Source organism: Nocardia sp. AB354 (assembly GCF_049538315.1).
Taxonomy (GTDB): Bacteria; Actinomycetota; Actinomycetes; order Mycobacteriales; family Mycobacteriaceae; genus Nocardia; species Nocardia nova.
In genome coordinates, this window is sequence record NZ_JBMVFU010000018.1 from 1 (window position 1) to 24050 (window position 24050).

The window sequence follows — 24050 nt, forward strand, 5'->3', positions numbered from 1 at the left end:
GCCGCGCGGAGCTGCGGTAGACCCCATTCGGAGGCGAGCAGTTCGTGCGAGCGCAGCCTGTCCTCGTGCCGGTAGGTGACGCTGGTGACGACGAGTTCGTCGGCGCCGGTCAGCTGCTGCAGCGCCGAGAGTCGTTCGGCCACCACATTCGGCGCGCCGACGAACTGAGTGGTGACGCGATCGTGCACCAGGCGCTGCTGCTGTTCGGTCAGCGGGGGAGCGGTATCGGGATCGAGGTATTCGGCTGCGCCGGCGCCGCTGCGGATGCTGTAGACCCAATGTCCGTAGGTCGAGGCCAGATGGGTGGCGGTCGCGTCGTCGTCGGCGACCACCACGTCCGCCGACACCACCAGATACGGCCGGTCGAGAACCGCCGAGGGCCGGAAGGCGGCGCGATACGCCTCCACCGTCTCCACGATCGTGCCGGGGGAGACGTGGTAGTTGGCCGCGAACGGGAGTCCGAGCCGGCCCGCGAGCTGGGCGCTCTCACCGCCGGAACTTCCGAACAGCCACAGCTGAACCTCGGCACCCTCGCCCGGAACAGAGTGCAGGGCAACACCTTCGGAGCTGCGGTAGTTCCCGGAGAGCAGGTCGCGGATCTCGCGGACCTGACGGCCGTAGTCCAGTGGCTTTGTCCCGGGCAGTTGCAGTGCCTCGAAACTCGCCGCCAGCCGGGTCGTATCCAGCAGCCGCCCGGGGCTGAACGGCGGCGGGATCACCACACCGTCGCGCACCCGGGTCGGGCGGTCGGGCGCGGGTACGGGTTTCACCCCCGCCGAGCGCACCTCCGCGATCCGATGCGCCGAGCGTCCGAGCCCCAGATCCAGCCGTCCCGGATACAGCGCGTCGATGGTGCCGAACGCCTCGACCACCGCCGCGGAGGTGTATTGACCGGCCTGCACGGCGGCCGAGCCGACGCGGATGCTGTCGGTGGCGGCCGCGATCAACGCGATGAGGGTGGTCGGCGCCGAGGAGGCCACCGCGACGAAATGATGTTCGGCGACCCAGAATCGGCGATACCCCCACGCCTCGGCGTGACGGGCCAGATCGATGGTGTTGCGCAGCGCCTGCCGCGGTGTGGATCCGGCGCTGACGGGGGAGAGATCCAGAATCGACAACGGCACGGTCATGACGCTCGCACTCCTTCGCTGCCGCGATGCGGATGGCGCAGACCCAGATGTTCGCGCAGGGTCACACCGGTGTACTCGGTTCGGAAACTGCCCAGCTCCTGAAGTTCGGGAACGACCTTGTCGACGAATTCGTCGAGGCCGGCGGGCGTGAGATGCGGGACAAGCACGAATCCGTCGGCGGCGTCGGACTGCACGTACCGATCGATCTCCGCGGCGACCCGAGCGGGCGTGCCGACGAACTGCTGGCGCGCGGTCACCTCGATGATCAATTCGCGGATGCTCAGCTTCTCCGCGGCGGCCTTGGCGCGCCAGTCCTCGGCGATCGCGCGCGGATCCTTGGCGTGCCGGACGCGTCCGCGGGTGATGTTCGCGTTGTCGACCGGATCGCTCTCGGGCAGCGGCCCGTCGGGGTCGTAGCCGGAAAGGTCACGGCCCCAGACCTGTTCGAGGAAGGCGATCGCGGTCTGCGGCCCCACCTGCTGCAGGCGGATCTCCCGGGCCCGCTCCTGCGCGTCGGCGTCGCTGTCACCGAGCACGAAAGTGGCGGCGGGAAGGATCTTCAGATCGTCGCGGCGGCGGCCGTACTTCGCGAGCCGGGTTTTGATGTCGGTGTAGAACCGGCGCCCGTCCTCGAGTTCGCCGTGGCGGCTGAAGATCGCATCGGCCTTCGCGGCGGCGAAGTCCCGGCCCTCCTCGGAATCACCGGCCTGAATCTGCACCGGATATCCCTGCGGGCTCGCCGGCAACCCGTAGACGCCTTCGATATCGAATTGCGTTCCGCGATAGGCGAATCGGGACGCCGGGCCGCCGAATACCCCGCGTTCGCGGTCGACGACCGGCGCCCCGCCGGCGCGACTGTCCCAGATCGCGCGGGTCGCGTCGACCACCTCCGCCGCGCGCACGTAGCGCTGCGAGTGGTCCAGATAGCCGCCGCGGCGGAAATTCTCGCCGGTGAACGCGTCGGAGGAGGTGACCGCGTTCCAGGCGGCCCGTCCGCCCGAGAGGTGGTCCAGGCTGCCGAATTGCCGTGCGAGTTCGTAGGGTTCGTTGAACGTGGTGTTGATCGTGCCGGCCAGGCCGAGGCGGGTCGTGACCCCGGCGAGCGCGTTGAGCACGGTGAAGGTGTCGGGACGACCGACCACGTCGAGGTCGAAGATGCGGCCGCGGTGTTCGCGCAGCCGCAGCCCCTCGGCGAGGAAGAAGAAGTCGAACAGGCCGCGCTCGGCGGTGCGCGCCAGGTGCACGAAGGAGTCGAACTCGATCTGGCTGCCCGATTCCGGCACGCTCCACACCGTGGTGTTGTTCACTCCGGGGAAGTGGGCGGCCAGGTGAATCTGCTTGCGTACCTGTTGTTTCGGCATCCTCATCCTTGAGCGAGTACGTAGCGGTTGGCGGGGCGCGTCAAGCCGATGCGGCCGCGCAGGCTGCGTGCCGGCCGCACGAGTGCGGCGCTGAACGCGGGTATCGCCAATGGCCGCAACACCAGACCGTCGGCGGCGCATTCGCGCCGAGTCCGGTCGAGCAGCGCGCGCAGTCCGTCGGCGGTGCCGAGGTGGCGCACGGTCGCGGCCGGGGCCGCAGGCCCCCAGGCGTCGAGCTGGTCGAGCTCCGCGTGGGCCCGGCCCTCCGTCGCGGCGAGATGCACCTCGACGTCGAGCAGGATCCGCACCTCGTCGGGCGTCCGGCCGGCCGCGGCGACCGCGGAGCGCAGCCGAGTGCGCAGGGCGGCGGCCTCGTCGAGGCCGGCGGCGCTGATCCGGATCAGATCGGCACGGTTGACCGCGAGGCGGGTGCTCGCCGCAGACGCGGCGCGCACCGCGATCGGCGGCCCGCCCTGCGGCGGCCGGGGTGTGATCGAGGGGCCCTTGACGGAAAAGTTCTCGCCCTCGAAATCGATGTAGTGCAACCGGTCGCGGTCGATGAACCGGCCGGTCGCGAGATCGCGGATCTCGGCGTCGTCCTCCCAGCTGTCCCACAGCCGGGCCACCACCTCGATTGCCTCGTCGGCCTCCCGCCACAGCGAGGTGTCGTCCCGCGGCTGCTTGCGGCCGAACAGCGTCGTCTGCTCGGCCTCGGCCGAGACGGCGACCTCCCACCCCGCCCGGCCGTAGGTGGCGTAGTCGAGGGAGGCGATCGCCTTGGACACGTGGAACGGTTCGGTGTGGGTGACCGTGGCCTGCGGGATCAGGCCGATGGTCCGGGTCGCGGCGGCGGCACGGGCCGCGAGCGCGATCGCGTCGAACGGCCCGTAACCGCCGGCGCCCACACCGAAGGAGTCCGGGAGGAAGACGAAGTCGAATCCGGCCCGGTCGGCGGCGGTGATCGCGTCGAGCCAGTAGCCGGGTGTGAACAGCTCTTCGGCGCGGGAGTCGGCCCGCCGCCACGACGCCGGGTGGGTACCCGTGCCGGACAATTCCACCCCGAGCAGGGGCGGCAACGACGACATGCGAAGGCGTCCTTTCGATCGACACCAGACAACACGGCCGCATCGCGGTAGGAGGGAAGCGGAGATGTCCCGCGATCGCCGGATGGGCAGAAGCTCAAACTAGGAGAAATCACCTGCGGCGTCAGCACTCTCGATCGCGCTGAATTCTATTCTTGCGGCGGCGGCATCGGCGCGGACTCGAAGCGGCCTTCCTGCGGGGGCCGCCGTTCCTGCCGGCTTCCCGGATTCGGGTGCCGGGGGCTCCTAAGGTGGCGGCATGTCCGACCACGAGCGGAATACCGCGGCCGTGGTGCCGGTGGCCCCGAGCGGATGGCGCGGCCGCTGGCATCGCTTCCGGCACTCGCCGTATCTGCCGGCAACGGTGCTGGTGTTCATCCTGGCGATCGCGGCCGGACTGTTCGCCGGCTCCTACACCTATATCCTCGCCAATCCGACACCGCACCGGATCCCGGTCGCCGTCGTCGACGCGGGGACCGCGGTACCGGAGCTCGACCAGCGCTTCCTCGACACCATGGACCGAGAACTGAACGGCTCGCTGCATCCGCTGCACTACGACACCCCGGAGGCGGCGCGCGAGGCCGTCGAATCGCAGCGGGTGTTCGCCATCCTGGACGTGCGCACCGCCGCGCGGATCCCGGTCGATGTGTCGGGTGCGTCCGGTTCGTCGGTGGCCCAGGTGGTCACCACCGCGGCCGCCGAGGCGAGCCGCCGGACCGGGATACCGATCGTGGTGACCGATATCAACCCGCTCCAGCCGGGCGATCCGCGCGGATTGGCGATCTTCTACATCACGCTGGCGGCGGTGATCATCGGCTTCGTCGGCGCCATCCAGCTCAGCGTGCACGCCGGGGCGTTGACCGCGGTGCAGCGGATCGGGTTCACCGTCGCCTACTCCCTGCTGGGCGGGTTCGCGATCGCCGCCCTGGTGGACTGGTGGCTGGGCGCGCTGACGCTGCCGTTCGTGCAGTCGTGGGGAATCCTGGCGTTCACGATGTTCACCTCGGGCATGATCTTCTCGATGTTCAGCGCGCTGTTCGGGCGCTGGGCGATGATCCCGACCTGGGGTGTGATGGTGCTGCTGGGCAACCCGTCCTCCGGGGGCGCGGTGTCGTGGCCGCTGCTGCCATCGGTACTCGGGGCGATCGGCCGCTGGCTACCGCCGGGCGCGTCGGTGAACGCCCAGCACACCGCGGTGTACTTCTCCGGCCACCAGCACCTCTTCCCGTATCTGGTGCTCGCCGGGTGGGCGCTGGTCGCCTCAGCGGTGTTCTGGGTGTGGCGGGACCGGCAGACCGATGCGAACGACCCCGACGAGCCGGCCGGCCACGACGAATAGTTCCCGTCTCAGGCGGACCGTTCGATCGCCGGCCGGACGAACCCGCCCGGTACCGCGGCCAGCAACTCGCGCGTGTATTCGTGCCTCGGATCGTCGAACAGCGTTGCGGTGTCGGCTGTTTCGACGATCGTGCCCTGCCGCATCACCGCGACGCGGTCGCTGATGCGACGCACCACGGCCAGATCGTGGGAGATGAACAGATAGCTCAGGTCCAGCTCGGACTGCAATCGCTCCAGCAACGCCAGAATCTGTGCCTGCACTCCGACATCGAGCGCCGACACCGGTTCGTCCAGCACCAGCACATCCGGCCGCAGTGCCAGCGCCCGCGCGATCGCGACGCGCTGCCGCTGCCCGCCCGACAGCCGCTCCGGGCGCCGGTCGGCGACTTCTCCGGGCAGGGCTACCTGCTCGAGCAGTTCGGCGACCCGGGCGCGGCGATCGCCGATCCCGAAGGCTTGCAACGGTTCTCCCACGATCTTCGCCACACTCAGGGTGGGATTCAGCGATGTGTAGGGATTTTGATACACCACCTGGACGCGCCGGCGAAATTCCCGCAGCGCGGCGCCGCGCAGACCGGCGACATCGCGCCCGTCGAAGCGGATGCTGCCCACATCGGGCGCGGACAGCCGTGCGAGGATGCGAGCGGTGGTGGTCTTGCCGGAGCCGGATTCGCCGACCAGGGCGAGTGTCTCGCCGCGATCGAGATCCAGTGAGACGTCGTCGACCGCGTCCGTGCGCACGCCCCGCGCGATCCGGAAACTCTTGCGCAAACCGGTCGCCACCAGCAAGGATCGTTCGGCACGCGGGCGCGCTCGGCGCACCGGTGACTCCGCGCTCGGCGCGGCGGCGAGCAGTTCGGCAGTGTATTCGTGCTGCGGATCGGTGAGAACGGCTGCGGTGGTTCCGGTTTCGACGATCCGGCCGTGCCGCATGACCACGATCCGATCGGCGCGGTCGGCGGCCACCGCCAGGTCGTGGGTGATGAGCAGTACCGCCGTGCCGAGCTGCGCGGTGCGGTCGGCGAGGTGATCGAGGATGCGGCGCTGCACGGTGACGTCCAGGGCGCTGGTCGGTTCGTCGGCGATCACCAGCTCCGGTTCGCAGGCCAGTGCGATCGCGATCAGTACCCGCTGGCGCTGCCCTCCGGACAGATCCTGCGGATATTGCCTGGCCCGCACCTCCGGCCGGTCCAGGCCCGCCTCGGTGAGCAACCGCACCGCCTCCAGCCGTGCCGTGCGGCGATCGGCCCGCCGATGGATGCGCAACACCTCGGCCACCTGATCGCCGATGCGCTGCACCGGATTCAGCGACGTCCCGGGATCCTGCGGGACGAGTCCGATGCGCGCACCCCGCAGGCCGCGCAGGGTGCGGTCGGACGCGGTGTCGAGCCGGTGACCGTCGAAAACGATTCCGCCGCCGGAGACTTCCGCGGAATCGGGCAACAGGCCGATGACCGCATGGGCGAGTGTGGATTTGCCCGAACCGGATTCGCCGACCAGCGCGACGGTCTCTCCGCGAGCGATCTCCAGCGTCGCACCGGACACCGCCTCCACCGATGCGCCGCCGTAGCGGACGTGCAGGTCGTCGACCCGCAACAATGTATCGTCGCTCATCGGTCCTCCTGTATTTTCGCGGGACACCCGCACCCGGTCGGACCGATCAGAAGCCGCGCGAGTATGTCTCATCGGTCGTCCGTGCTCCCGATCGAACGGCCGATGCGCTGGGCGGCGAGCACCACCGCGACGATCACCAGGCCGGGCAGGGTGGTCATCCACCAGGCGAGCACGAGGTAGTTGCGGCCTTCCGAGATCAGCGAACCCCATTCCGGGGTGGGTGGCGCGGCGCCGTAGCCGAGGAAACTGAGCGACGAGATCGCCAGCACCGCAACACCGAATTCGACCGCGGCCAGGGCGGCGACCGGCGCGTAGGCCGTCCGCAGGATGTGACGCAGCAGCACGGTGTGCCAGCGCACTCCGCACGCGAACGCCGCCTCCACGTAGGGCGCGCGGCGCACTCGCAGCACTTCCGCACGCATCACCCGCGCGAACCGGGCGATCAGCGCCACTCCCACCGCGATGGCCACGTTCCGGGTGCCCAGACCGAGCACCGTGATGAGTACCAGCGCCGACAACAGTTCGGGAATCGCGAGCAGCACATCGACTCCGCGCATGACGAAGGCATCGACGGTGCCGCCGAGGGTGCCGGAGACGAGACCGATCGCCGACCCGACCACCAGCCCCAGCAGCACGGCACAGACGGTCGCCGACAGCGTCAGCGCCGCCCCGTGCGCCACTCTGGTGTACAGATCGCGGCCGAGATTGTCGGTACCGAACCAGTGCTGCAGGCTCGGGCCGCGGAATTTCTCCTCCGGCACGCCCGCGCGTGGATCGTCGCCGGCGAGAAGCGAGGGCGCGACCGCCCAGCCGAGAACCACGATCAGCACGAGGATCGACACCGCGAGTCCTGCGGTGGCACGCAGCCGTTTCGGCGCCAACGCGCGCCGCAGTTCCGCCGTCCGGACGGACGGGGGGTCGGCGATGAGCAGTGTGTCAGACATGAACGCGCACCTTCTCGCGAGCCTCGGCGACGCGGGGATCGAGCACCGGATAGATCAGATCCACCGCCAGGTTCACCACCACGAATGCCAGGGCGGCGATCAACGCGATGCCCTGCACCACCGGAATGTCTTGATGCAGCACCGCGTTCTGAGTGAGCCGGCCCAGTCCGCCGCGGGAGAACACGGTCTCGACCACCACGGAACCTGCCAGTACCGTGCCGACCCACAGTCCGGCGACGGTGAGGGCCGGCCCGGCCGCGGCGCGCAGCACGTGCCGCCACTGCACCCACAGCCGCGAGGCGCCCTTGGCGAAAGCCACCTCGACGAACGGCTGCCGCCAGGTGGTGGCCAGACCGCTGTGGAGCACCTGCGCGATGACGGCACCGACCGGCACGGCCAGGGTGATCGCGGGCAGGATCGTGCCGCTGAAACCCGTCCCGCCGAATGCGGGCACGAGACGAAGCCGGAACGAGAACAGTTGCAGCAGAAGCAATCCCACCCAGAACGTAGGCATCGCCGCGCCGATCGGCGGTAGCGCGGTGAGCAGATTCCGCAACCACGGCCGCCGGGTGTAGGACGCGGCCACGGCCAGCGCGGCGCCGAAGACGATCGCCAGCAGCAGCGCGAGACCGGCCAGCGCGAGAGTCGAGGGAATCGACTGCGCCAGGGCCCCGGTGACGGTTTGCCCGGTGTTCAGCGAGCGCCCGAGATCGCCCCGGACGGCGTGGGTGAGCGCGGTCCAATATTGTTCCGGCACCGAGCGATCCAGGCCGTATCTGGCCCGCAGTTCCGCGATGGCCGCGGGATCGGGAGGCACGCCCGGATCCGCGTCGACGGCCATCTGCACCGGATCCGACGGCAGCAGGAACAGTACGGCGAAGGAGATGGTGAACGCCGCCCAGAGCACGCCGATCGCCTGCAGCACGCGCACGATCACATACCGGGTCATCGGATTCATCGCTTGCTCAACCAGGTGTCGTGGAACTGCAGACGGGCCGAGGCCTCGAACTTCAGATCGTGCACCGCGCCCGACACACCGATCGCCTGCGACAATTCGATGGTCGGCAACCACAGTCCGTTCTCGATCACCGATCGCTGTGCCTGCCCGATGATCCCCGCCCGCGCCGCCGGGTCGGTGGTCGAGAGCTGGTCGGCGAGCGCCTGGTCCAGCGCCGGAATCGGTCCGCGCTGGTTGAGGTTTCGCTGTCCGCGGCCGAAGGTGGTGCGCAGGATGTCGCCGTCGGCGCGGGTGGTGTTGAAGTAGGTGGCGTCGAAGTCACCGGCGTTCTGCCGCGCGGTGTACTCGGCGACGGGCGTCAACTCCAGCCGGATGTCCACCCCGACCTTGCGTAGTTGCTGCTGCACCAGTTCCAAGGTCGCCTGATTCGCGGCGAACTGCGCACCGAACAGCACACCGAACGACAGTCGCCGCCCGTCCTTGATGCGGATTCCGTCGCCGCCGGGCACCCACCCGGCCTGGTCCAGGAGGCGACGCGCCTGGTCGGGGTCGAAGGTTATCGACTTCGAAAGATCCACGTACCCAGGCGTTTTCGAGGCCAGCGGGCCGGTGGCGGGCAGGAACTGCGGTCCCAGCACCGTATCCACCAGCTGTTTGCGGTCGATGGCGTGCAACAGGGCCTGGCGCACGGCGGAATCCGACAGCGGCGCACGGCTCACATTCGGCTGCAGTCCGAAGGGAACGCCCGGATTCGAGTCGAACTGCACCTTGGCGCCGGCGGCCTCGAGTTGCGGGACATCCTGTGGCAGTGCGTCACTGACGGCGTCGAGCTGATTCGACGACAGGCTGCCGGTCCGCACTCCTGCCTCGGGGACGACCGTGAATTCGATGCGATCCAGATACGCCTCGCCGGAATGGGCGAACACCGCCGAACCCCACCGGTATCCGGGGCGCTTGACCAGTGTGGCGGAGGCGTCCTGGCGATAGCCGGCATAGACGAACGGACCGCTGCCGATGTTGTCACCGAGGCAGCGCTGTTCGGCCGGTTTCGCGGTGGTCGCGGCGGCGAGGATGCCCAGCTGCGGGGTCGAGGAGGCCTGCAGGAATTGCGCGTTCGGCGTGTCGAATCGCACCTCGGCGGTGAGTGGATCGATCGCCGTGGTCCCCGCGTAGCCGGACAGATAGCTCGCGCCCAGCGGCGCTTTCGCCGCGGTGAGGGTGTGCACCACGGCGTCGAAGTTCTTCTGCACCGACGTGGCGGTCAGCGGTGTGCCGTCGCTGAACGTGACGTCGGGCCGCAGATGGAAGGTGAAGGTCTTCGCGTCCGGGCTCACCTGCCAGGAGGTCGCCAGCCACGGCTTGATTTCCCCGCTCGCGGGATCCTGGTCGGTGAGCGAATCCACGATCTGGCGTGCCACGTAGAGGGTTTGGTTGGTGCCGGCCTGGGCCGGATCCGAGCAGGTCGGCGCCTGCGACAGGCCGTAGCGCAGGGTTCCGCCCGACTGCGGCGGACCGGCGTCGCCGCCACCATCGGTGGTGTTCGCGCAGGCGGCGATCGCCAGCGTCGCGGTGAGTGCGAGCGCCGGCGAGAGAATGCGTTTCATTCGATGACTCCGGGTGGATCGATGCGGTAGGTGCCGGGTGGACGGCTGGAAGTGGTCGGCCGGTCCCGGCGGTAGCACCCACACCCGGTCGGCGGGTTGCTGCGATGTCGTGGAGCCGGGTCTCTCGATCGCTCTGGATGGGCGAAACGTCACGCTAGGGGAATTCCGATGCGGGGTCAGCACTCTGGATCGCGCTGAATCCAATCCTTGTCGCGACGACGGCCCAGCGGTGTGATTACCGGTGTCGCACGGACCCGGCGAGCCCACGCACCGCCACCTCCGGATCCCACACACCCGGACGCCCGAGGGTCAGCGGGTAGCAGGCAAGGCCGAGGACCATCGCACTGAAATGTCCTATGTCGGTGAAGGTTCGGTTCGCGAAGACCGGAATCGCGTAGAAGACGACCACTCCGAGCAGGTACACGTACCGCCACGGCTTCGCGATCCGATACACCAGCACGGCGATCACACCCGCCAAGGCGTAGCTCACGCCGTAATCGAGGGTGTTCACCGCGGATTCGGGTGCGTAACCGTGATGAATAGCCCAATACAGCACGCCCTCGCTGATATAGGTCGCGCCGACGTGCGCGATCACCACCACCGCCAGCCAGCGCAGCGTTCCCAGCCAGCGTTCGGCCTGGGCGTGGAAGAGGGTGTAGCTGACCGCGTAGCCGAACCAGCCACCGCCCGCGAGCCAGAACGCGCTGGAGATCAGCACGTGCACCGGATCCTCGCGCAGATGATGCAGATTGGTCGAGCGGTTGCCCAGCAGTATCTCGGCCTGATCGGGAGGCAGGTGCCGGACCACGAGTGTGGACACCAGCAGGATGGCCAGCCAGATGTAGGTGCCGGGCGCGTGCCGGATGTAGTCGCCGACCGCGCCCGCGGCGGTCCGCCACCGGAAGCGCTCTCGCCTGGGCATCGGTCACCTTCCTCGACGAATCGCGAAGATCGCTCCACTATGCGGCCGCACTGTCCGCGCGCAATCACCCGTAGCGGGTGAGCCCGCATCATCCGTCGCCGAATGCCACGAATGCGGCAAAACGCCTGGTCCGACCATGCCGGACGCGCGCCGGGCGGCGACGACACGTACTCTGCTGCTGCGGTGCGACACCGGATTGATGGTGTGGACTGGAGGGTGCTGTGTCCCGGGTGGGCGCTGTGCATGCGAGGGTGCGAGACAGAGGCGGTGAGGACGTGCGCAGGCGTCGATCTCTACTGGTGGTGTCGGCGGTGCTGACGGCGATCGTCGTGCTCGTCGGCGGATGTGGCGGCTCGCATGGCGGCACGTCGTCGGCGCCGGTGTCCAAGGGGCCCGATATCACCGCGCCCGCGACGATCGATGTGCCCGCGGCCGACCACGGACCGCTCAATCCGGCGACGCCCCTCGTGGTGAACTCCGCCGACGGCATGCTGACCAAGGTCACCGTCACCGATGGGGACGGTAAAGCGGTCGCCGGCGATTTCGGTGCCGACCATCGCAGTTGGACCTCGAAGGATCCGCTGAGCTACGGGACCACCTACCGCGTCGACGCCCAAGCGGTGAACCTCGCCCAGGTCGCGACGAACAAGACATTCACCGTGGCCACCATCGACGCCGGGCACAAGGCGTACGCGAATGTGGTGCCCGCGCCCGATCTGGTCGCCCGGACCGGGATCGGCGTCGGGCAGCCGATGGTGTTCCAGTTCACCGCGCCGGTGGCGAACAAGGCCGAGGTGCAGAAGCATCTGAAGGTCACCGTCACGCCGCCGCAGCCGGGCGCCTGGTACTGGGTCGACGACAAGGATGTGCACTACCGCGCCGCGCAGTACTGGCAGCCGGGCACCAAGATCCACATCGAAGCCGACGTCTTCGGTCTCGACCTCGGCGACGGGGTGTTCGGCGCCGAGAACAACAGCGCCGACTACACGGTGCACGACTCCTGGATCGCGCAGGCCGACGGCAACACCGAACAGCTGACGATCCTGCACAACGGCGCGCAGGTGAACCAGATGCCGATGAGTCTCGGCTCGCCCGGGTTCCCGTCGCACGAAGGGCCGCATGTCATTTCGGAGAAATCGCCGTCGATCATCATGGACTCCTGCAGTTACGGGGTCTGCGCCGGCCAGCCCGGGTACTACCGCGAGAAGGTGGACCTGGACGAACGGATCTCCAACGACGGCGAATTCGTCCATTCGGCGCCCTGGTCGGTGGGGCAGCAGGGGGCCAGCAACGTGTCGCACGGCTGTGTGAACCTCTCACCCGACAACGCCCAGTGGTTCTTCGACCACTTCGGCGTCGGCGACGTCGTGGAGATCACCAACTCGGGCGGGCAGCCGCTGCCCGTATGGGACACCTACGGCGACTGGGAGGTCCCGTGGACCACGTGGCAGGCCGGTAACGCGAACAGCTGATCCGCCCCACCCGGCGGCTACCATCGGAGCATGTCGGCGAATATCCTGCGAATCGCTCCGGTCCTGGCCGTGCTGGCGGCAGGCGCCGCCTGCTCCTCCGGAAACGTTTCCGCCCCAACGGATTCCGCACAAGCCACTCCCGTCGGCCACACTTACGTCTCCACCGGCGTCCAAGGCCCGCGAATCCCTGGCGACGGCCCGCTCCGCCTGACCTTCACCGCGGGTCACCTCAGCGCCACCGCCGGCTGCAACACCCTCATGGGCTCCGCCGACCTGACCGGGAACACCCTCCACACCGGCCCCCTCGCCGCAACTCGCATGGCGTGCGGAGGCGACCGCGCCGGAGCCGACGAATGGGCGACCTCACTCCTGCAAGCGAGCCCGAGATGGAGTCTCGACGGCGCGACATTGACGTTGAAAACCGCCGACCGCACCGTGACTCTGCACGAGTCCGAACCTGCGGGGTGACTCGGTCGGCATGCACTTCCGGGACAACCCCAGGTTGAATTATGCAGGTGAATGCCTGCATAATTTCCCCATGTTGGACACCACCGCGTTGAGCGACGCCTACCGCACGCTTCTGGAAGCCGCCGGCGCCGTAGCCGATTCGACCCCGACGATCGCCCCCGCACCAGGCGAATGGAATGCCGACCGGATCCTCGGGCACGTCTGCCTGATCACCGCCGCCACCATCGCTGCCGCGTCGGCCGTCGCCGCGGGCGAGCACACCACCTACGACAACCGCATTGCCCTCGACATCTGGACCATCGACCGTGTCGTAGAGCTTGCCGGCGGCAGCACCGGCCTGCGGGACCGCCTGTACCGGCAAGCCGAGGTCCTCTGCGGCCTCTCCGGCCCGGCCCTCAGCGAAACCGAACTCGACACCGTGGTTCCCACTCGTCTGCTCTCCAACGACACCGTGCTGGTCGATCAGCCACTACCTCTGCGGGATCTGATCACCGGCCTGACCGACGTGGAGCTACCAGGCCACACCGAACAACTGCAGGCCCTGCTGCACGGTCGGCCCACCGAAGCCCCGGTCTGACCCGCTCGGGGCGCCCGGCCGGTAGTCGGCGGCCGGGAACCTGCGGGTAGGGAGGCGGCGTGCGAGCATGATCGTTATGGCGATTGCTACGGGATCTGTTGCTCACGTCCGTCTCACGGTGTGCGATATCGGCCGGTCGCGGGCCTTCTACGAGCAGGTATTCGGCTGGCCTGTGGCGCTGGAGGTTCCGGCCGATGCGGATGAGGAGACGCGTGAGCGTCTCGGTTTTCTTTTCGGCGGGGTGATCTACCGGATGGAACACGGTTTGATCGGGCTGCGGCCGGTCGGTTCCGACCGTTTCGACGAGAATCGTGTCGGTCTCGACCATCTCGCTTTCACTGTCGCGTCGCTCGCCGAATTGGAAGCCGCCGCAGCGCATCTGGACGCTTGCGGGATAGCGCATGAGGACATCAAGGACATCGGTGTCAGTTACATACTCGAGTTTCGGGATCCGGACAACATCGCGCTGGAACTGGTCGCGCCCAAGTAGTCGCCGGGTGAGGGGACTGCGGCGTCGGTAGGGCGATATCCGGGCTCGGCGTTGCCGCCGAGCCCGGATATCGCCCTGCTCCCAGCGATCCGGCGTCGCACCCAGTCGCGGGTCCGTGTTCTCGACCTACCGGCGCAGGTTGCGGTCGAACAGGGCCAGGAGTTCGCGGTAGTGGCGTTCGGCGGCTTCGGCGTCGTATGCGGAGGTGTCGGCCTGGGTGAACCCGTGGTGGGCTCCTTCGTAGACCTCGGTGCGGTGGCGGACGCCGGCGTCGGCCAGTGCCTTGTCGAAGGCACTGATGTGTTCGGGGGTCATGTGGTCGTCCTCGCCGGCGTGGGCGAAATACAGTTCGCCCGTGATGTTTCCGGCGCTGCGGTGCGGACTGTCGGCGGCGTCGGTGACGAGCGGTCCGCCGTGGAATCCGGCCACCGCCGCGATCCGGTCGGGGAACATGCCGGCGGTCAGCACCGCCAGGCGGGCGCCCATGCAATAGCCGGTGACGCCGGCCCTGCCCGCGGCGACCTTCGGCGAGGCCGCGAGCCAGTCGAGGTAGGCGGCGGCATCGGAGCGCCAGAACTCCGCTGTGAGGTCGCGGATCATCGGGAAGACCTGCTGGAAGATCTCGGGTCGCCGCACCGGATCGATGTAGTCCGGCAACTCGACCACCGGTGCACGCCCGTGACGGTAGTAGGCGTTGGGAAGCAGGACGGTATAGCCGTGGGCGGCGATCCGGTCGGCCAGCGCCCGCAGGCTGGGGCGTAGCCCGAAACCGTCCTGGACCACCAGCACTCCCGGATGGGCGGCGCCATCGGCAGGGGAGGTGAGATAGGCGTCGGCGACACCGTCGGGCGTCCGCACGTCTACCGAGATGCCGTGTGTTTCGGTCATTGTCGAATCCTTCTGTCGTCGTTGAGGTTTGTGATCAACACGACGAAGGCGGAGCCCGCGCGATACCGCAGGAGTCGATATGCGAGCCCGTATCGGCTCGCAGGGCGCTCAGCAGAGCACCGGGTAACCCATCCGTGTGTGGCGTGAAGCCGTCCCGGTAGTCATCGCCTCACACCGTAGCTCACCGCGCCGCGCCGCCGTCAAATCCGCGACGCGCGGGAAGCGGCAGATCCCGGTAGGCGGAATACCGGTCCGTCCAGGACCCGGCGGTTGGTAGGACGAGACTCGCGATTCTCGGGACGGCACGACTGATAGGGACTTCGATGCGGGATCTGTTCGACACCACCGACATGACAGGACTGGCCGCGGCGATCGAGGCCGGCGACGTGTCGGCCGAGGAGGTGCTCGAATTCAGCCTGAACCGGCTCGCGGAGCGCAATCCCGCGATCAACGCGGTGGTGAGCGAGCGCGGTGACGAGGCGCGTCGTGAGGTGGCCGCGGGGCTACCCGACGGTCCACTGCGCGGGATCCCGTTCGTGATCAAGGATCTGCACATGGACGTCGCGGGGCTGCCCACGACCAACGGTTCCCGGCTGTTCGCCGACGCTGTCGCCGCCGCGGATTCCGAACTGGTGCAACGGTATCGCCGCGCCGGCATGGTGATCATCGGCAAGACGAATTCACCGGAATTCGGGTTGAACGCGAGCACGGAACCGCTGCTGTTCGGGCCGACGCGCAATCCGCACCGCCTCGATCACTCGGCCGGGGGCTCCTCGGGCGGCTCGGCGGCGGCGGTGGCCGCCGGAATCGTGCCCGCGGGTCAGGCCAGTGACGGCGGCGGTTCCATCCGTATCCCGGCATCGTCGTGTGGGCTGGTGGGTCTCAAACCCAGCCGCGGCCGGGTGCCCGCCTATCCGGCACGGAATCTGCTGGCCGCGCCGATGAGCGTCAACCACGCCGTCACCCGCAGTGTGCGCGATACGGCGATGTTGCTCGATATCGGCGCCGGCGCCGTCCCCGGCGATCCGTACGTCATCGCCGCGCCGTCGATGCGCTACGTCGACGCCATGCGCGTCGATCCGGGGCACCTGCGCATCGGGATCGCGACGACGCTGCCTTCGGGCGCCGCCATACATCCCGATTGTGTTGCGGCGACGCGAGATATCGCCGGCGTCCTCACCGATCTCGGCCACGACGTCGTGGACGAGGCGCCCGACTTTCCCTTCGAGGAAATCATGAGCGGGTTGCAGTATCTGATGGCGGTGCCGGTCGCGGTGGATGTGAGGGCGCGGCTGGCAGCGCTCGGCCGCGACGTGCGCGACGACGACCTCGAACCGATGACCCGGATGATGTACGACGCCGCGAATCAGGACAGCGCGGGCGATTACGTCCGCGCACTGCGCGACCTCGAGACGGCGGCCATCACGCTGGGCGGCTATTTCGCGGACCACGACCTGCTGCTCACGCCGACGCTGGGGACGGTCGTCGCGCCGCTCGGCCTGCTCGACACCACGGACCCGGCGTCGCTGTGGGAGCACGCGCTGTCGTTCAGCGGCATGACGAGCCCGTTCAATGTGACCGGGCAGCCGGCGATCTCGCTCCCGCTGGGCACCGACAGTGCCGGACTGCCGGTCGGCGTTCAACTGGTCGCCGCCTTCGGCCGCGAAGATCTGCTGCTGCAGGTCGCGGCACAACTCGAGCAGGCACGCCCGTGGCGCACCGCCCCCGTCCGGCCGCCCGTCGGCTGACCGTCGGACGCCCCGAACGGTCGTTTCGCTCAGTGGGAGTGAAGGATTGGCAACCTACGGGACCGCCGGTACCGTGCGCACATGCCGGACATGTCTGTCTTTCGTGAGATCGCGGCGCGCGTGAACAACTGGGGACGCTGGGGCGCCGACGACGACATCGGCACCCTGAACTTCGTCACCGACGAAGTGGTCCGGGCCGCCGCGGCGACCGTGCGCACGGGACGGCGAGTGGGGCTGGCACTGCCGCTGCATCAGCGTGGCGTGCAGACCGGACTCGTGCCGGGACGAGTGAATCCGCTGCACACCATGGTGGCCCTGAACTGGGAGATGTTCGGGCCCGGCACGATTGCGACCAGCGACGATTCGATCACCATGGGGTTGCAGGCGGGCACGCACTGGGACGGCCTCGGACATGTCTCCTATGCCGGGCGTCTCTACAACGGCCGTCCCGCCGACTCGATCACCGCTCACCGCGGTGCCCGATTCAGCGGTATCGAGAAGGTGCCGCATCTGGTGTCGCGCGGGGTGCTGCTCGACGTCGCCCGCGCCCGCGGGGTCGACCGGCTGGCCGGCGATCACGCCGTTTCACCGGAGGATCTCGACGCCGCCGCGGCGATGGCGCAGGTGCGGGTGCGGGCCGGGGATGTGGTGCTGGTGCGCACCGGGCAGATGCGGCTTTATCTGGCGGGCGACCGCGAGGGCTACGGGACGCCGTCACCGGGGTTGTCGGTGCGCTGCCCGGAATGGTTCCATGCCCGCGACGTCGCCGCCGTCGCCACCGACACCCTCACCTTCGAGATCTGCCCGCCCGAAGCCGACGGCCCTTGGCTGGCGGTGCATGCCCTGCACCTGGTCGAGATGGGCATGCTGCAGGGCCAGAACTGGAATCTCGAGGACCTCTCCCGGGTGTGTGCTGAGGAAGGCCGCTACGACTTCCTGCTGTCGGCGATGCCGGAACCGTTCGTCGGTGCCACCGGCAGTCCGGTCGCCCCGGTCGCGATCTTCTGACCGCTGTGCAGCGCACCGGGGCGCGGTGGCTACGGTTGAGGATGCGACATCGGTGGCGGTAGGTGAGTGAGGTGATCATGACGAACCGCGCTGCGGAGTCGATCGTTCCGGGCAGTTTCGCGTCCACGCCGGAGTCGTATACGGACCACGCGATCAGCGACATCGTTCGCATCTGGGCGCAGCGGATTCCGCACCGGGCCGCATTCGTCACTACCGGTGGGCCGACCAGTTGGAGCGAATACGACCGGTCGGCGGACGCGACCTGTGCGGCGTTGCGTTCTACTTCCGGCGGTCCCCGTTCGCGGGTCGCGCTGCTGCTCCCGGATACCGCGGCCGTCCACGCGGCGCTGTGCGGGTGCTACCGCGCGGGACGCATCGCCGCGGCCGTCGGGGTGCGATCCGGCGTGCGCGAGATCGCGCACGTGATGCGCCGGACCGACGCGTCGACACTGGTCACCGTGCCCGAAATCCGGGGCAGATCCTGGCAGGCGCTGGTCCGCGAACTCGAGGCGGAGGGTGTGATGCCCGGCGACGTTCTCCTCGTCGACGAGCAGTCCGGAGCCGTCGCGCGCCACCGTTCCGGCACGACGCCGACGACCGAAACATATTCCGCCACAGCGCCTTTCACACCATCGCAGGTGACCATCCTCAACTCGACGTCGGGGACGACCGGGACACCGAAGATCGTCGCGCACACCGAGCGACGATGGACGGCCTTCGCGCGCGAGGCGATGCTGGGCGCTCGGATCGGATCGCGGGACATCGTCTGCTCGGTGGTCCCGGCGCCGTACGGATTCGGCCTGTGGTCGGCGCATTTCCTGCCCGCCCTGCTGGGCATACCGGTCGTCGTCGGCGCGCGCTTCGACGCCGAGGAGACCGCGATGCTCATCGAGCGCGAGCGGGTCACCGTATTGTGCTGCGTCAGTACGCAATTCAAGATGCTGTTGCGTTCCGGGGCGTTGGAACGCCGTGACCTGTCCAGCCTGCGGGTGCTGTACACCGGCGGTGAGCCCGTTCCCTATCGCGATGCCCGCGCGTTCGAGGAACGGACCGGCGCGAAGGTCCTGCAGTTCTACGGCTCCAACGAGAGCGGCGCGGTGAGCCGGACCACCCTCGACGACGACATCGACACCAGACTGCGCACCTGCGGCCGGACTCTCGCCGCGATGAACGTGCGCGTGCTCGACGATGCCGGCGCCGACGTGGCCGGTGCCGTCCGCCGCGGCCGGCCGGCGGTGCGCGGGCCACTGGTGTCGGCCGGGTACTGGGACGACCCGGCCGCCGACGCCGAGCTCTACACATCCGACGGGTGGACACTGCTCGGCGATATCGTCGAGATCGACGAGACCGACCGGGTGCGGGTGGTCGGGCGGACATCGGATTTCGTCATCCGGGGCGGAAAGAACGTCTCGATCACCGAAATCGAGGAGCTGGTGCGCGAGCACGAGTCGGTCACCGACGTCGCTGTCGTCGGTGTTCCCGACGACGTCTACGGAGAACGCGTCTGCGCCGTGGTCGTGCTCGCCGACGGCGCGACCCTGGACGCGCCCGGGCTGTCGAACCGGCTCGCATCGCGCGGGGTGACCAAGGAATACACGCCCGAATATGTCGTGGTGGTGGACCGGCTCGACCTCGGCCCGGGCGGCAAGACCGACCGCGCGGCCGCGCGCGACACCGCGATGCGCATGCTGGGGCTGCGGTGATCGGTCTCGAACTTCCCGATCTGCCCGTCCGGGCAGTGCTCGATCATCTCGTCGCGACGTTGGCCGACCGCGAGACCGCGGTCCTGGTCGCGCCGCCGGGCACCGGAAAGACGACGTTGGTGCCGTTGGCGCTGGCGGCGAACAACTCCGGCCGGGTGCTCGTAGCCGAGCCGCGGCGGCTGGCGGCACGGGCCGCGGCCGCGCGGATGGCTACGTTGCTCGGCGAGCAGGTGGGCGAAACCGTCGGCTACTCGGTCCGCGGGGATCGACGGGTCGGGCGGCGGACCCGCATCGAGGTCGTGACCTCCGGCTTGCTGGTGCGCCGCCTGCAGGACGATCCGGAGCTGGCGGGGGTCGACGTGGTAGTCCTCGACGAATGTCACGAGCGCCATCTGGACGCGGATCTGCTGCTGGCGCTGCTACTGGACGCCCGGGCCGGATTGCGGCCGGACCTGCGGGTCCTCGCCACCTCGGCCACCGTTGCCGCCGAACGCCTTTCGGCGCTGCTGGGCGAGGACGACGCGGCGCCGGTGGTGCGGGTCGAGGCGCAGACCTTTCCCGTGGCCACAACCTACGTCCCGCCCTTGCCCTGGGAGCGAATCGACGCACAGGTCGCACGCGCCACCCGCACCGCACTGGCCGAAATCGACGGCGACGTGCTGGTCTTCCTTCCCGGTGCGGCCGAAATCCGAAGAGTCGCCGCACTTCTGGACGGCCACGACGGCGTGGATATCGTTCCGCTGCACGGCAGATTATCCGCGGCGAGCCAGGACACGGCCTTGCGTCCCGGACCTCGGCGGCGCGTGGTGCTCGCCACGGCGGTGGCGGAGTCGAGCCTGACGGTGCCGGGCGTGCGTGCCGTGGTGGATTCGGGCCTTGCGCGCGTGCCACGCATCGATCGGGCGCGGGGACTGGCCGGACTCGCCACGGTCCGCGTCTCGGCGGCCGTCGCCGACCAGCGTGCCGGGCGGGCCGGGCGCGAGGCGCCGGGCCGGGTGTGGCGATGCTGGCCGGAGCACGAGCACGCCACCTTGCCCGCCTATCCCGAGCCGGAGATCCGCACCGCCGACCTGACCCGGCTCGCACTGGAACTGGCCTGCTGGGGCACGGCGGACGGTCACGGTCTCAGCTGGTGGGATCCGCCGCCCGCCGGTGGGCTGACCGCCGGCCGGAATGTGCTGCACGCCTTGGGTGCCGTGGACTCCGGCGGTGCGGTGACCGACCGCGGGCGGCGCATGGCCCGCATCGGGCTGCATCCGCGGCTGGCGCGCGCGTTACTCGACGGAGCGGCCGAGGTGGGGGCGCGACCGGCCGCGGAAGTCGTCGCCGTCCTCGACGACGACACCCTGATTTCGGGTGTCGATCTCACCGCGGGCCTGCACCGGCTCCGGCGTGAGCAGCCGGTGCGCTGGCGACGCGAGGCCGAGCGGCTGGCCCGAACGGTCGACGGGCCGGAGGGGGCCGACGATCCCGCTTATATTGTGGCGCTGGCATATCCGGAACGGCTGGCGCGCCGACGCGCCCCAGGGTCGGCGAGCTATCTCATGGCCGGCGGAACCGCGGTCACGCTTGCGGCCGGCTCGGGAACCGGCGATCCGGAATGGCTGGCGGTCGGTGTCGCCACCCGCGACCCCGGGCGTTCCGAGGGTTACATCCGGCTGGCCGCGGTCGCGGACGAGCGCCTGGCCCGCCGCGCAGCCTCGGAACTGCTGACGACCACCGACGAGGTCGAGTGGATCGACGGCGATGTGGTGGCGCGGCGGGTCGAACGACTGGGTGCGATCACCTTGTCGGAGAAGCCCATTCGCGATCCGGATCCGGATTTGCTCGGCGCCGCCGTGCGCCGCGGGCTGGCCTCGTCGGGGCTCGGCCTGCTGACCTGGCCCGCCGAGGCGACCGCCCTGCGTCAGCGCCTCGACTTCCTGCACCGAACCCTGGGCGACCCGTGGCCGGCGGTCGACGACGAAGCGCTGCTCGCCGCCGCCGACACCTGGATCGGACCCGAACTCGCCGCCGCACGCCGCCGCGCCGATCTCGAACGCATCGATACCGCACAAGCCCTGCGCCGCTTGCTGCCCTGGCCGGCCGCGGCGCGCATCGACGAACTGGCACCGGAACGCGTGCAGGTTCCCTCCGGCAGCCGCGCCCGCATCGACTATTCCGCCGATCCGCCGGTGCTCGCGATCAAGGTCCAGGAGATCTTCGGCTGGACCGACGCACCGCGCCTCGCCGACGGCCGCGTCCCGATCGTGCTGCATCTGCTCTCACCCGCTCAGCGCCCGGTCGCGGTCACCGCTGATCTCGCCTCGTTCTGGCGCACCGGCTGGCCTCGCGTGCGCGCGGACCTGCGCGGCCGCTATCCCAAACACGCCTGGCCGGAAGACCCCACCACCGTGCCCGCCCACCGCGGCACGGCCCGCAACGCCGGCCGCGGCTAGGCCGGACCCGCGTTCTCGGCGCTGGAAACGTCCGGAACGCGAACCGCGACGTCCTCGATGAAGTCGACCACCAGTTCCCGACGGGAGAACAACCAGCTCGCGCCGATGCGGGCGAAGGTGTCCTGATAGCGGATGGCGACCCGCCGGTCCCGGTAGCCGTCCGCGCGCCGCGAGATGTGGTGTGCCGTGCAGTAGACCTCACCGTGCACGCGATCGCGCGAAACCGGCTCGAGCACATGCTGTTCCACGACGTGGCGGGTGAGCACGAAACGTGACACCGCGTCCACCACCGAGGCAACCACGCGCTGCCTGCCCATCACCTCCACGGCTTGCTCCGTCCCGTTCAGCACGGGTGGTAATACGAGGACCGCATCCGGAGTGAACAGCGCTGTGAGCGCCGCACTGTCCCGTCGGTCGGCGGCGCGCGCATATCTCGCCGGGAGTGTGGTGATGGCAAGTCGGTCCGCGGGTTCCACGGTCCCATCCTCGCCGCTCGGCCCGACGCGGGGACAGAGCTTTCCGGTGGGTGGGACCTCGCCGGACATCCGACCGGTCGACACCGCTAACGTGCGATTGACGTATCGCGACAACCGCGAACGGCAGAGGAGAAACCACGATGGATGCGACGACGTCGGCCGATCCGGAACCGGAAAGCGTTCCCACAGTGAGCAATTCACCTGCCGACATCGTCCTGACCTCGCAACTGCAGGACGTCCCGGTCGACCGCGCGACAGCCGCGGCGCGGCGGGTGATCGACGCCCTGCTGCGCACCGACCGGACCAACGCGAATCTGGACCGGGTGGCCGAGGAACTCGACAACATCGCCGACCACCTCGAGCAGCATGCCCCGGTGGTCGCGGAACGGCTGATCGACATGTGGCGCGGTGAAGGTGTGACCCGGCACGATCCGGTCACCGGTCCGGAGAACGCGATCGCACCGCCCCTCGCACTCACCGGCCGTCCGGACGGGTCGGTGGACGGTGTCGTGACCCTGACGCTTCCATATCAGGGACCGCCGGGACATGTGCACGGGGGAGTGGCCGCGCTGCTGCTCGACCACACGCTCGGGGTGGCGAACGCCTGGTCGGGCCGCAGCGGCGCGACGGCGCAACTGAATGTGCGGTATCACCGTCCGACCCCCTTGTTCGAGCCGCTCACGGTCAGCGGCCGGATGGTGTCCGAGGACGGCCGCAAGATCAACTCGGCCGGCGCGATCCACAGCGCCGACGGCACCCTCTGCGTGTCGGTGGAGGGTCTGTTCATCGACAAACGGGTTCCCCGGCCGCGCTGACGAGCGACCGGAACCGACCGGCCACGCCCCTGTTCCCACTCAGCGAGAGATGTCCGCAGATGAAGATTCTGATCGTCGGTGGCACCGGCATGATCGGCGTGCACGCCGCGCTGCACCTGCGCGAGCACGGTGACGAGGTCACCGTCGCGGGCCGCGGCCCGATATCGGCCGATTCACCGGTCGCCGATTTTCCGCTGCTGCTGGGCGATTACACGGTGCCCACCTTCACCCCGGCACCACTGGAACGCTTCGACGGCATCGTGTTCGCCGCAGGGCAGGACGTGCGGCACATGACTCCCGAGGACGACACCCGGCGATTCTGGGAGACCACCCAGAGCGTCGGCGTACCCCGTTTCGCGGCCCTGGCCAAGCAGGCCGGCGTGCCGCGCTTCGTGCAGGTCGGCAGCTACTACCACCAGCTACGCCCCGACCTCGCCGAGCGCAACCCGTATATCGCGGCGCGCAAAGCCGCCGACGAGGGCGCCCGCGCGCTCGCCGACGATTCGTTCGCCGCGTGCACCCTCAATCCACCGTCGATCATCGGTGCGGTGCCGGGAACGTCGGCTCGCCGCTATCGTCGGATGATATCCTGGGCGGCGGGGAACGAACCCGACATCCCCGACTTCGCACCCGCCGGCGGCACCAACTACATGTCCGCTGCCTCACTCGCACAGGCGATTCGGGGCGCACTGGTGCGGGGTGAGCCCGGTGCGGCCTACCTCGTCGGCGACCAGAACCTGTCGTATCGGGAGTTCTTCCAGATGCTCGTCGACGCCGCGGGCGGCGGGCGGGTCATCACCGAGCGCGACGAGCCGCACCGATTGCAGCCGGATGCCTCGATCATCCAGGGCCGCGGCAACACCCTGGCCTACGAACCGGATCCCGACGAAGTGCGCCTGCTGGGCTACAGCCGCGACGACTGCCGGCGCGCAGTCCGAGCCCTCGTGGACGTGGTGTCGGCCGCGCGCTGACCGGGTGAGCACTCCGTTCGCGCAATAGGGGGAAATTCGCGGC

At 69.3% G+C, this 24050-nt stretch carries 21 protein-coding genes; 11 read left to right on the forward strand and 10 right to left on the reverse strand.

Annotated features, from left to right (window positions below; genetic code table 11):
- The 3 genes from ACPCUW_RS23940 to ACPCUW_RS23950 all read right to left on the reverse strand — a co-directional run.
- A partial coding sequence (locus ACPCUW_RS23940) for an LLM class flavin-dependent oxidoreductase (RefSeq protein ID WP_423427209.1) occupies positions 1-1130 on the reverse strand: 1130 nt, incomplete at its 3' end.
- Positions 1127-2491: an NtaA/DmoA family FMN-dependent monooxygenase gene (locus tag ACPCUW_RS23945; protein ID WP_423427212.1), complete on the reverse strand. Its 1365-nt coding sequence runs from the start codon at positions 2489-2491 to the stop codon at positions 1127-1129. The genes ACPCUW_RS23940 and ACPCUW_RS23945, both read right to left, overlap by 4 nt.
- A 2-nt stretch (positions 2492-2493) precedes the next feature.
- A complete protein-coding gene (locus ACPCUW_RS23950) occupies positions 2494-3576 on the reverse strand; it encodes an LLM class flavin-dependent oxidoreductase (protein ID WP_423427214.1) in 1083 nt (360 codons plus the stop codon).
- Positions 3577-3832: 256 nt separating this feature from the next.
- On the opposite strand from ACPCUW_RS23950, the gene ACPCUW_RS23955 reads away from it, so the two are divergent.
- Positions 3833-4912, forward strand: a complete 1080-nt coding sequence (locus tag ACPCUW_RS23955; protein WP_423427216.1) for an ABC transporter permease — start codon at positions 3833-3835, stop codon at positions 4910-4912.
- Between the two features lie 8 nt (positions 4913-4920).
- Here ACPCUW_RS23955 and ACPCUW_RS23960 read toward each other — a convergent pair whose 3' ends face one another.
- From ACPCUW_RS23960 to ACPCUW_RS23980, 5 genes are all read right to left on the reverse strand, one after another.
- Positions 4921-6525, reverse strand: coding sequence for a dipeptide ABC transporter ATP-binding protein (locus tag ACPCUW_RS23960; protein WP_423427218.1), 1605 nt, complete (start codon positions 6523-6525; stop codon positions 4921-4923).
- A gap of 68 nt (positions 6526-6593) precedes the next feature.
- Positions 6594-7469 carry an ABC transporter permease gene (locus ACPCUW_RS23965; RefSeq protein ID WP_423427220.1) on the reverse strand — a complete coding sequence of 292 codons (876 nt, stop codon included), beginning with the start codon at positions 7467-7469 and terminating at the stop codon, positions 6594-6596.
- Positions 7462-8418, reverse strand: coding sequence for an ABC transporter permease (locus ACPCUW_RS23970; protein WP_423427350.1), 957 nt, complete (start codon positions 8416-8418; stop codon positions 7462-7464). The genes ACPCUW_RS23965 and ACPCUW_RS23970 overlap by 8 nt, the downstream gene beginning before the upstream one ends.
- A gap of 5 nt (positions 8419-8423) precedes the next feature.
- Positions 8424-10031 (reverse strand): ABC transporter substrate-binding protein, encoded by a 1608-nt coding sequence (locus ACPCUW_RS23975; RefSeq protein ID WP_423427222.1) that lies wholly within the window; start codon positions 10029-10031, stop codon positions 8424-8426.
- A gap of 235 nt (positions 10032-10266) precedes the next feature.
- Entirely contained in the window at positions 10267-10953 is a 687-nt protein-coding gene (locus ACPCUW_RS23980) for a rhomboid-like protein (protein ID WP_423427224.1), read from the reverse strand.
- A 275-nt stretch (positions 10954-11228) separates the two neighbouring features.
- On the opposite strand from ACPCUW_RS23980, the gene ACPCUW_RS23985 reads away from it, so the two are divergent.
- The 4 genes from ACPCUW_RS23985 to ACPCUW_RS24000 all read left to right on the forward strand — a co-directional run bounded on the left by ACPCUW_RS23985 (position 11229) and on the right by ACPCUW_RS24000 (position 13960).
- On the forward strand, positions 11229-12425 hold the full coding sequence (locus tag ACPCUW_RS23985) for an Ig-like domain-containing protein (protein WP_423427226.1): 1197 nt from the start codon (positions 11229-11231) through the stop codon (positions 12423-12425).
- Between the two features lie 30 nt (positions 12426-12455).
- The gene (locus ACPCUW_RS23990; RefSeq protein WP_423427228.1) at positions 12456-12893 is read left to right on the forward strand and encodes an META domain-containing protein; all 438 of its coding nucleotides are present in this window, start codon (positions 12456-12458) and stop codon (positions 12891-12893) included.
- A 70-nt stretch (positions 12894-12963) separates the two neighbouring features.
- Positions 12964-13470, forward strand: a complete 507-nt coding sequence (locus ACPCUW_RS23995; RefSeq protein WP_423427230.1) for a hypothetical protein — start codon at positions 12964-12966, stop codon at positions 13468-13470.
- Positions 13471-13546: 76 nt separating this feature from the next.
- Positions 13547-13960: a VOC family protein gene (locus ACPCUW_RS24000; RefSeq protein ID WP_063017731.1), complete on the forward strand. Its 414-nt coding sequence runs from the start codon at positions 13547-13549 to the stop codon at positions 13958-13960.
- A gap of 126 nt (positions 13961-14086) precedes the next feature.
- Here the strand turns inward: ACPCUW_RS24000 and ACPCUW_RS24005 are convergent, their stop codons facing one another.
- Positions 14087-14848 carry a dienelactone hydrolase family protein gene (locus ACPCUW_RS24005; RefSeq protein ID WP_423427232.1) on the reverse strand — a complete coding sequence of 254 codons (762 nt, stop codon included), beginning with the start codon at positions 14846-14848 and terminating at the stop codon, positions 14087-14089.
- Positions 14849-15171: 323 nt separating this feature from the next.
- Between ACPCUW_RS24005 and ACPCUW_RS24010 the strand changes: the two genes are divergently transcribed.
- The 4 genes from ACPCUW_RS24010 (at position 15172) to hrpB (ending at position 21745) form a co-directional block, all read left to right on the forward strand.
- Positions 15172-16596, forward strand: a complete 1425-nt coding sequence (locus ACPCUW_RS24010; RefSeq protein WP_423427233.1) for an amidase — start codon at positions 15172-15174, stop codon at positions 16594-16596.
- A gap of 81 nt (positions 16597-16677) precedes the next feature.
- Positions 16678-17604 (forward strand): cyclase family protein, encoded by a 927-nt coding sequence (locus ACPCUW_RS24015; protein WP_104365251.1) that lies wholly within the window; start codon positions 16678-16680, stop codon positions 17602-17604.
- A 77-nt stretch (positions 17605-17681) separates the two neighbouring features.
- Positions 17682-19307, forward strand: a complete 1626-nt coding sequence (locus ACPCUW_RS24020; protein WP_423427235.1) for a class I adenylate-forming enzyme family protein — start codon at positions 17682-17684, stop codon at positions 19305-19307.
- Positions 19304-21745, forward strand: coding sequence for an ATP-dependent helicase HrpB (gene hrpB, locus ACPCUW_RS24025; protein ID WP_423427237.1), 2442 nt, complete (start codon positions 19304-19306; stop codon positions 21743-21745). The genes ACPCUW_RS24020 and hrpB overlap by 4 nt, the downstream gene beginning before the upstream one ends.
- On the opposite strand, the gene ACPCUW_RS24030 is transcribed toward hrpB, so the two are convergent.
- Complete coding sequence (locus ACPCUW_RS24030; RefSeq protein ID WP_423427239.1) at positions 21742-22221, reverse strand: nuclear transport factor 2 family protein; 480 nt, start codon at positions 22219-22221, stop codon at positions 21742-21744. The two genes, hrpB and ACPCUW_RS24030, sit on opposite strands and share 4 nt — an antisense overlap.
- 140 nt (positions 22222-22361) lie before the next feature.
- On the opposite strand from ACPCUW_RS24030, the gene ACPCUW_RS24035 reads away from it, so the two are divergent.
- Together ACPCUW_RS24035 and ACPCUW_RS24040 are read left to right on the forward strand one after the other, a co-directional pair.
- Complete coding sequence (locus ACPCUW_RS24035; protein ID WP_423427240.1) at positions 22362-23036, forward strand: PaaI family thioesterase; 675 nt, start codon at positions 22362-22364, stop codon at positions 23034-23036.
- 59 nt (positions 23037-23095) lie between these two features.
- Complete coding sequence (locus ACPCUW_RS24040) at positions 23096-24007, forward strand: NAD-dependent epimerase/dehydratase family protein (RefSeq protein ID WP_423427242.1); 912 nt, start codon at positions 23096-23098, stop codon at positions 24005-24007.
- Positions 24008-24050 lie beyond the last annotated feature (43 nt).

Excerpts from the sequence above, each read along its gene's own strand:
- ACPCUW_RS23945 (WP_423427212.1), bottom strand. The coding sequence starts at position 2,491 with ATGCCGAAACAACAGGTACGCAAGCAGATTCACCTGGCCGCCCACTTC.
- ACPCUW_RS23950 (WP_423427214.1), bottom strand. The coding sequence starts at position 3,576 with ATGTCGTCGTTGCCGCCCCTGCTCGGGGTGGAATTGTCCGGCACGGGT.
- ACPCUW_RS23955 (WP_423427216.1), top strand. The coding sequence starts at position 3,833 with ATGTCCGACCACGAGCGGAATACCGCGGCCGTGGTGCCGGTGGCCCCG.
- ACPCUW_RS23960 (WP_423427218.1), bottom strand. The coding sequence starts at position 6,525 with ATGAGCGACGATACATTGTTGCGGGTCGACGACCTGCACGTCCGCTAC.
- ACPCUW_RS23965 (WP_423427220.1), bottom strand. The coding sequence starts at position 7,469 with ATGTCTGACACACTGCTCATCGCCGACCCCCCGTCCGTCCGGACGGCG.
- ACPCUW_RS23970 (WP_423427350.1), bottom strand. The coding sequence starts at position 8,418 with ATGACCCGGTATGTGATCGTGCGCGTGCTGCAGGCGATCGGCGTGCTC.
- ACPCUW_RS23975 (WP_423427222.1), bottom strand. The coding sequence starts at position 10,031 with ATGAAACGCATTCTCTCGCCGGCGCTCGCACTCACCGCGACGCTGGCG.
- ACPCUW_RS23980 (WP_423427224.1), bottom strand. The coding sequence starts at position 10,953 with ATGCCCAGGCGAGAGCGCTTCCGGTGGCGGACCGCCGCGGGCGCGGTC.
- ACPCUW_RS23990 (WP_423427228.1), top strand. The coding sequence starts at position 12,456 with ATGTCGGCGAATATCCTGCGAATCGCTCCGGTCCTGGCCGTGCTGGCG.
- ACPCUW_RS23995 (WP_423427230.1), top strand. The coding sequence starts at position 12,964 with ATGTTGGACACCACCGCGTTGAGCGACGCCTACCGCACGCTTCTGGAA.
- ACPCUW_RS24000 (WP_063017731.1), top strand. The coding sequence starts at position 13,547 with ATGGCGATTGCTACGGGATCTGTTGCTCACGTCCGTCTCACGGTGTGC.
- ACPCUW_RS24005 (WP_423427232.1), bottom strand. The coding sequence starts at position 14,848 with ATGACCGAAACACACGGCATCTCGGTAGACGTGCGGACGCCCGACGGT.
- ACPCUW_RS24010 (WP_423427233.1), top strand. The coding sequence starts at position 15,172 with ATGCGGGATCTGTTCGACACCACCGACATGACAGGACTGGCCGCGGCG.
- ACPCUW_RS24015 (WP_104365251.1), top strand. The coding sequence starts at position 16,678 with ATGCCGGACATGTCTGTCTTTCGTGAGATCGCGGCGCGCGTGAACAAC.
- ACPCUW_RS24020 (WP_423427235.1), top strand. The coding sequence starts at position 17,682 with ATGACGAACCGCGCTGCGGAGTCGATCGTTCCGGGCAGTTTCGCGTCC.
- ACPCUW_RS24035 (WP_423427240.1), top strand. The coding sequence starts at position 22,362 with ATGGATGCGACGACGTCGGCCGATCCGGAACCGGAAAGCGTTCCCACA.
- ACPCUW_RS24040 (WP_423427242.1), top strand. The coding sequence starts at position 23,096 with ATGAAGATTCTGATCGTCGGTGGCACCGGCATGATCGGCGTGCACGCC.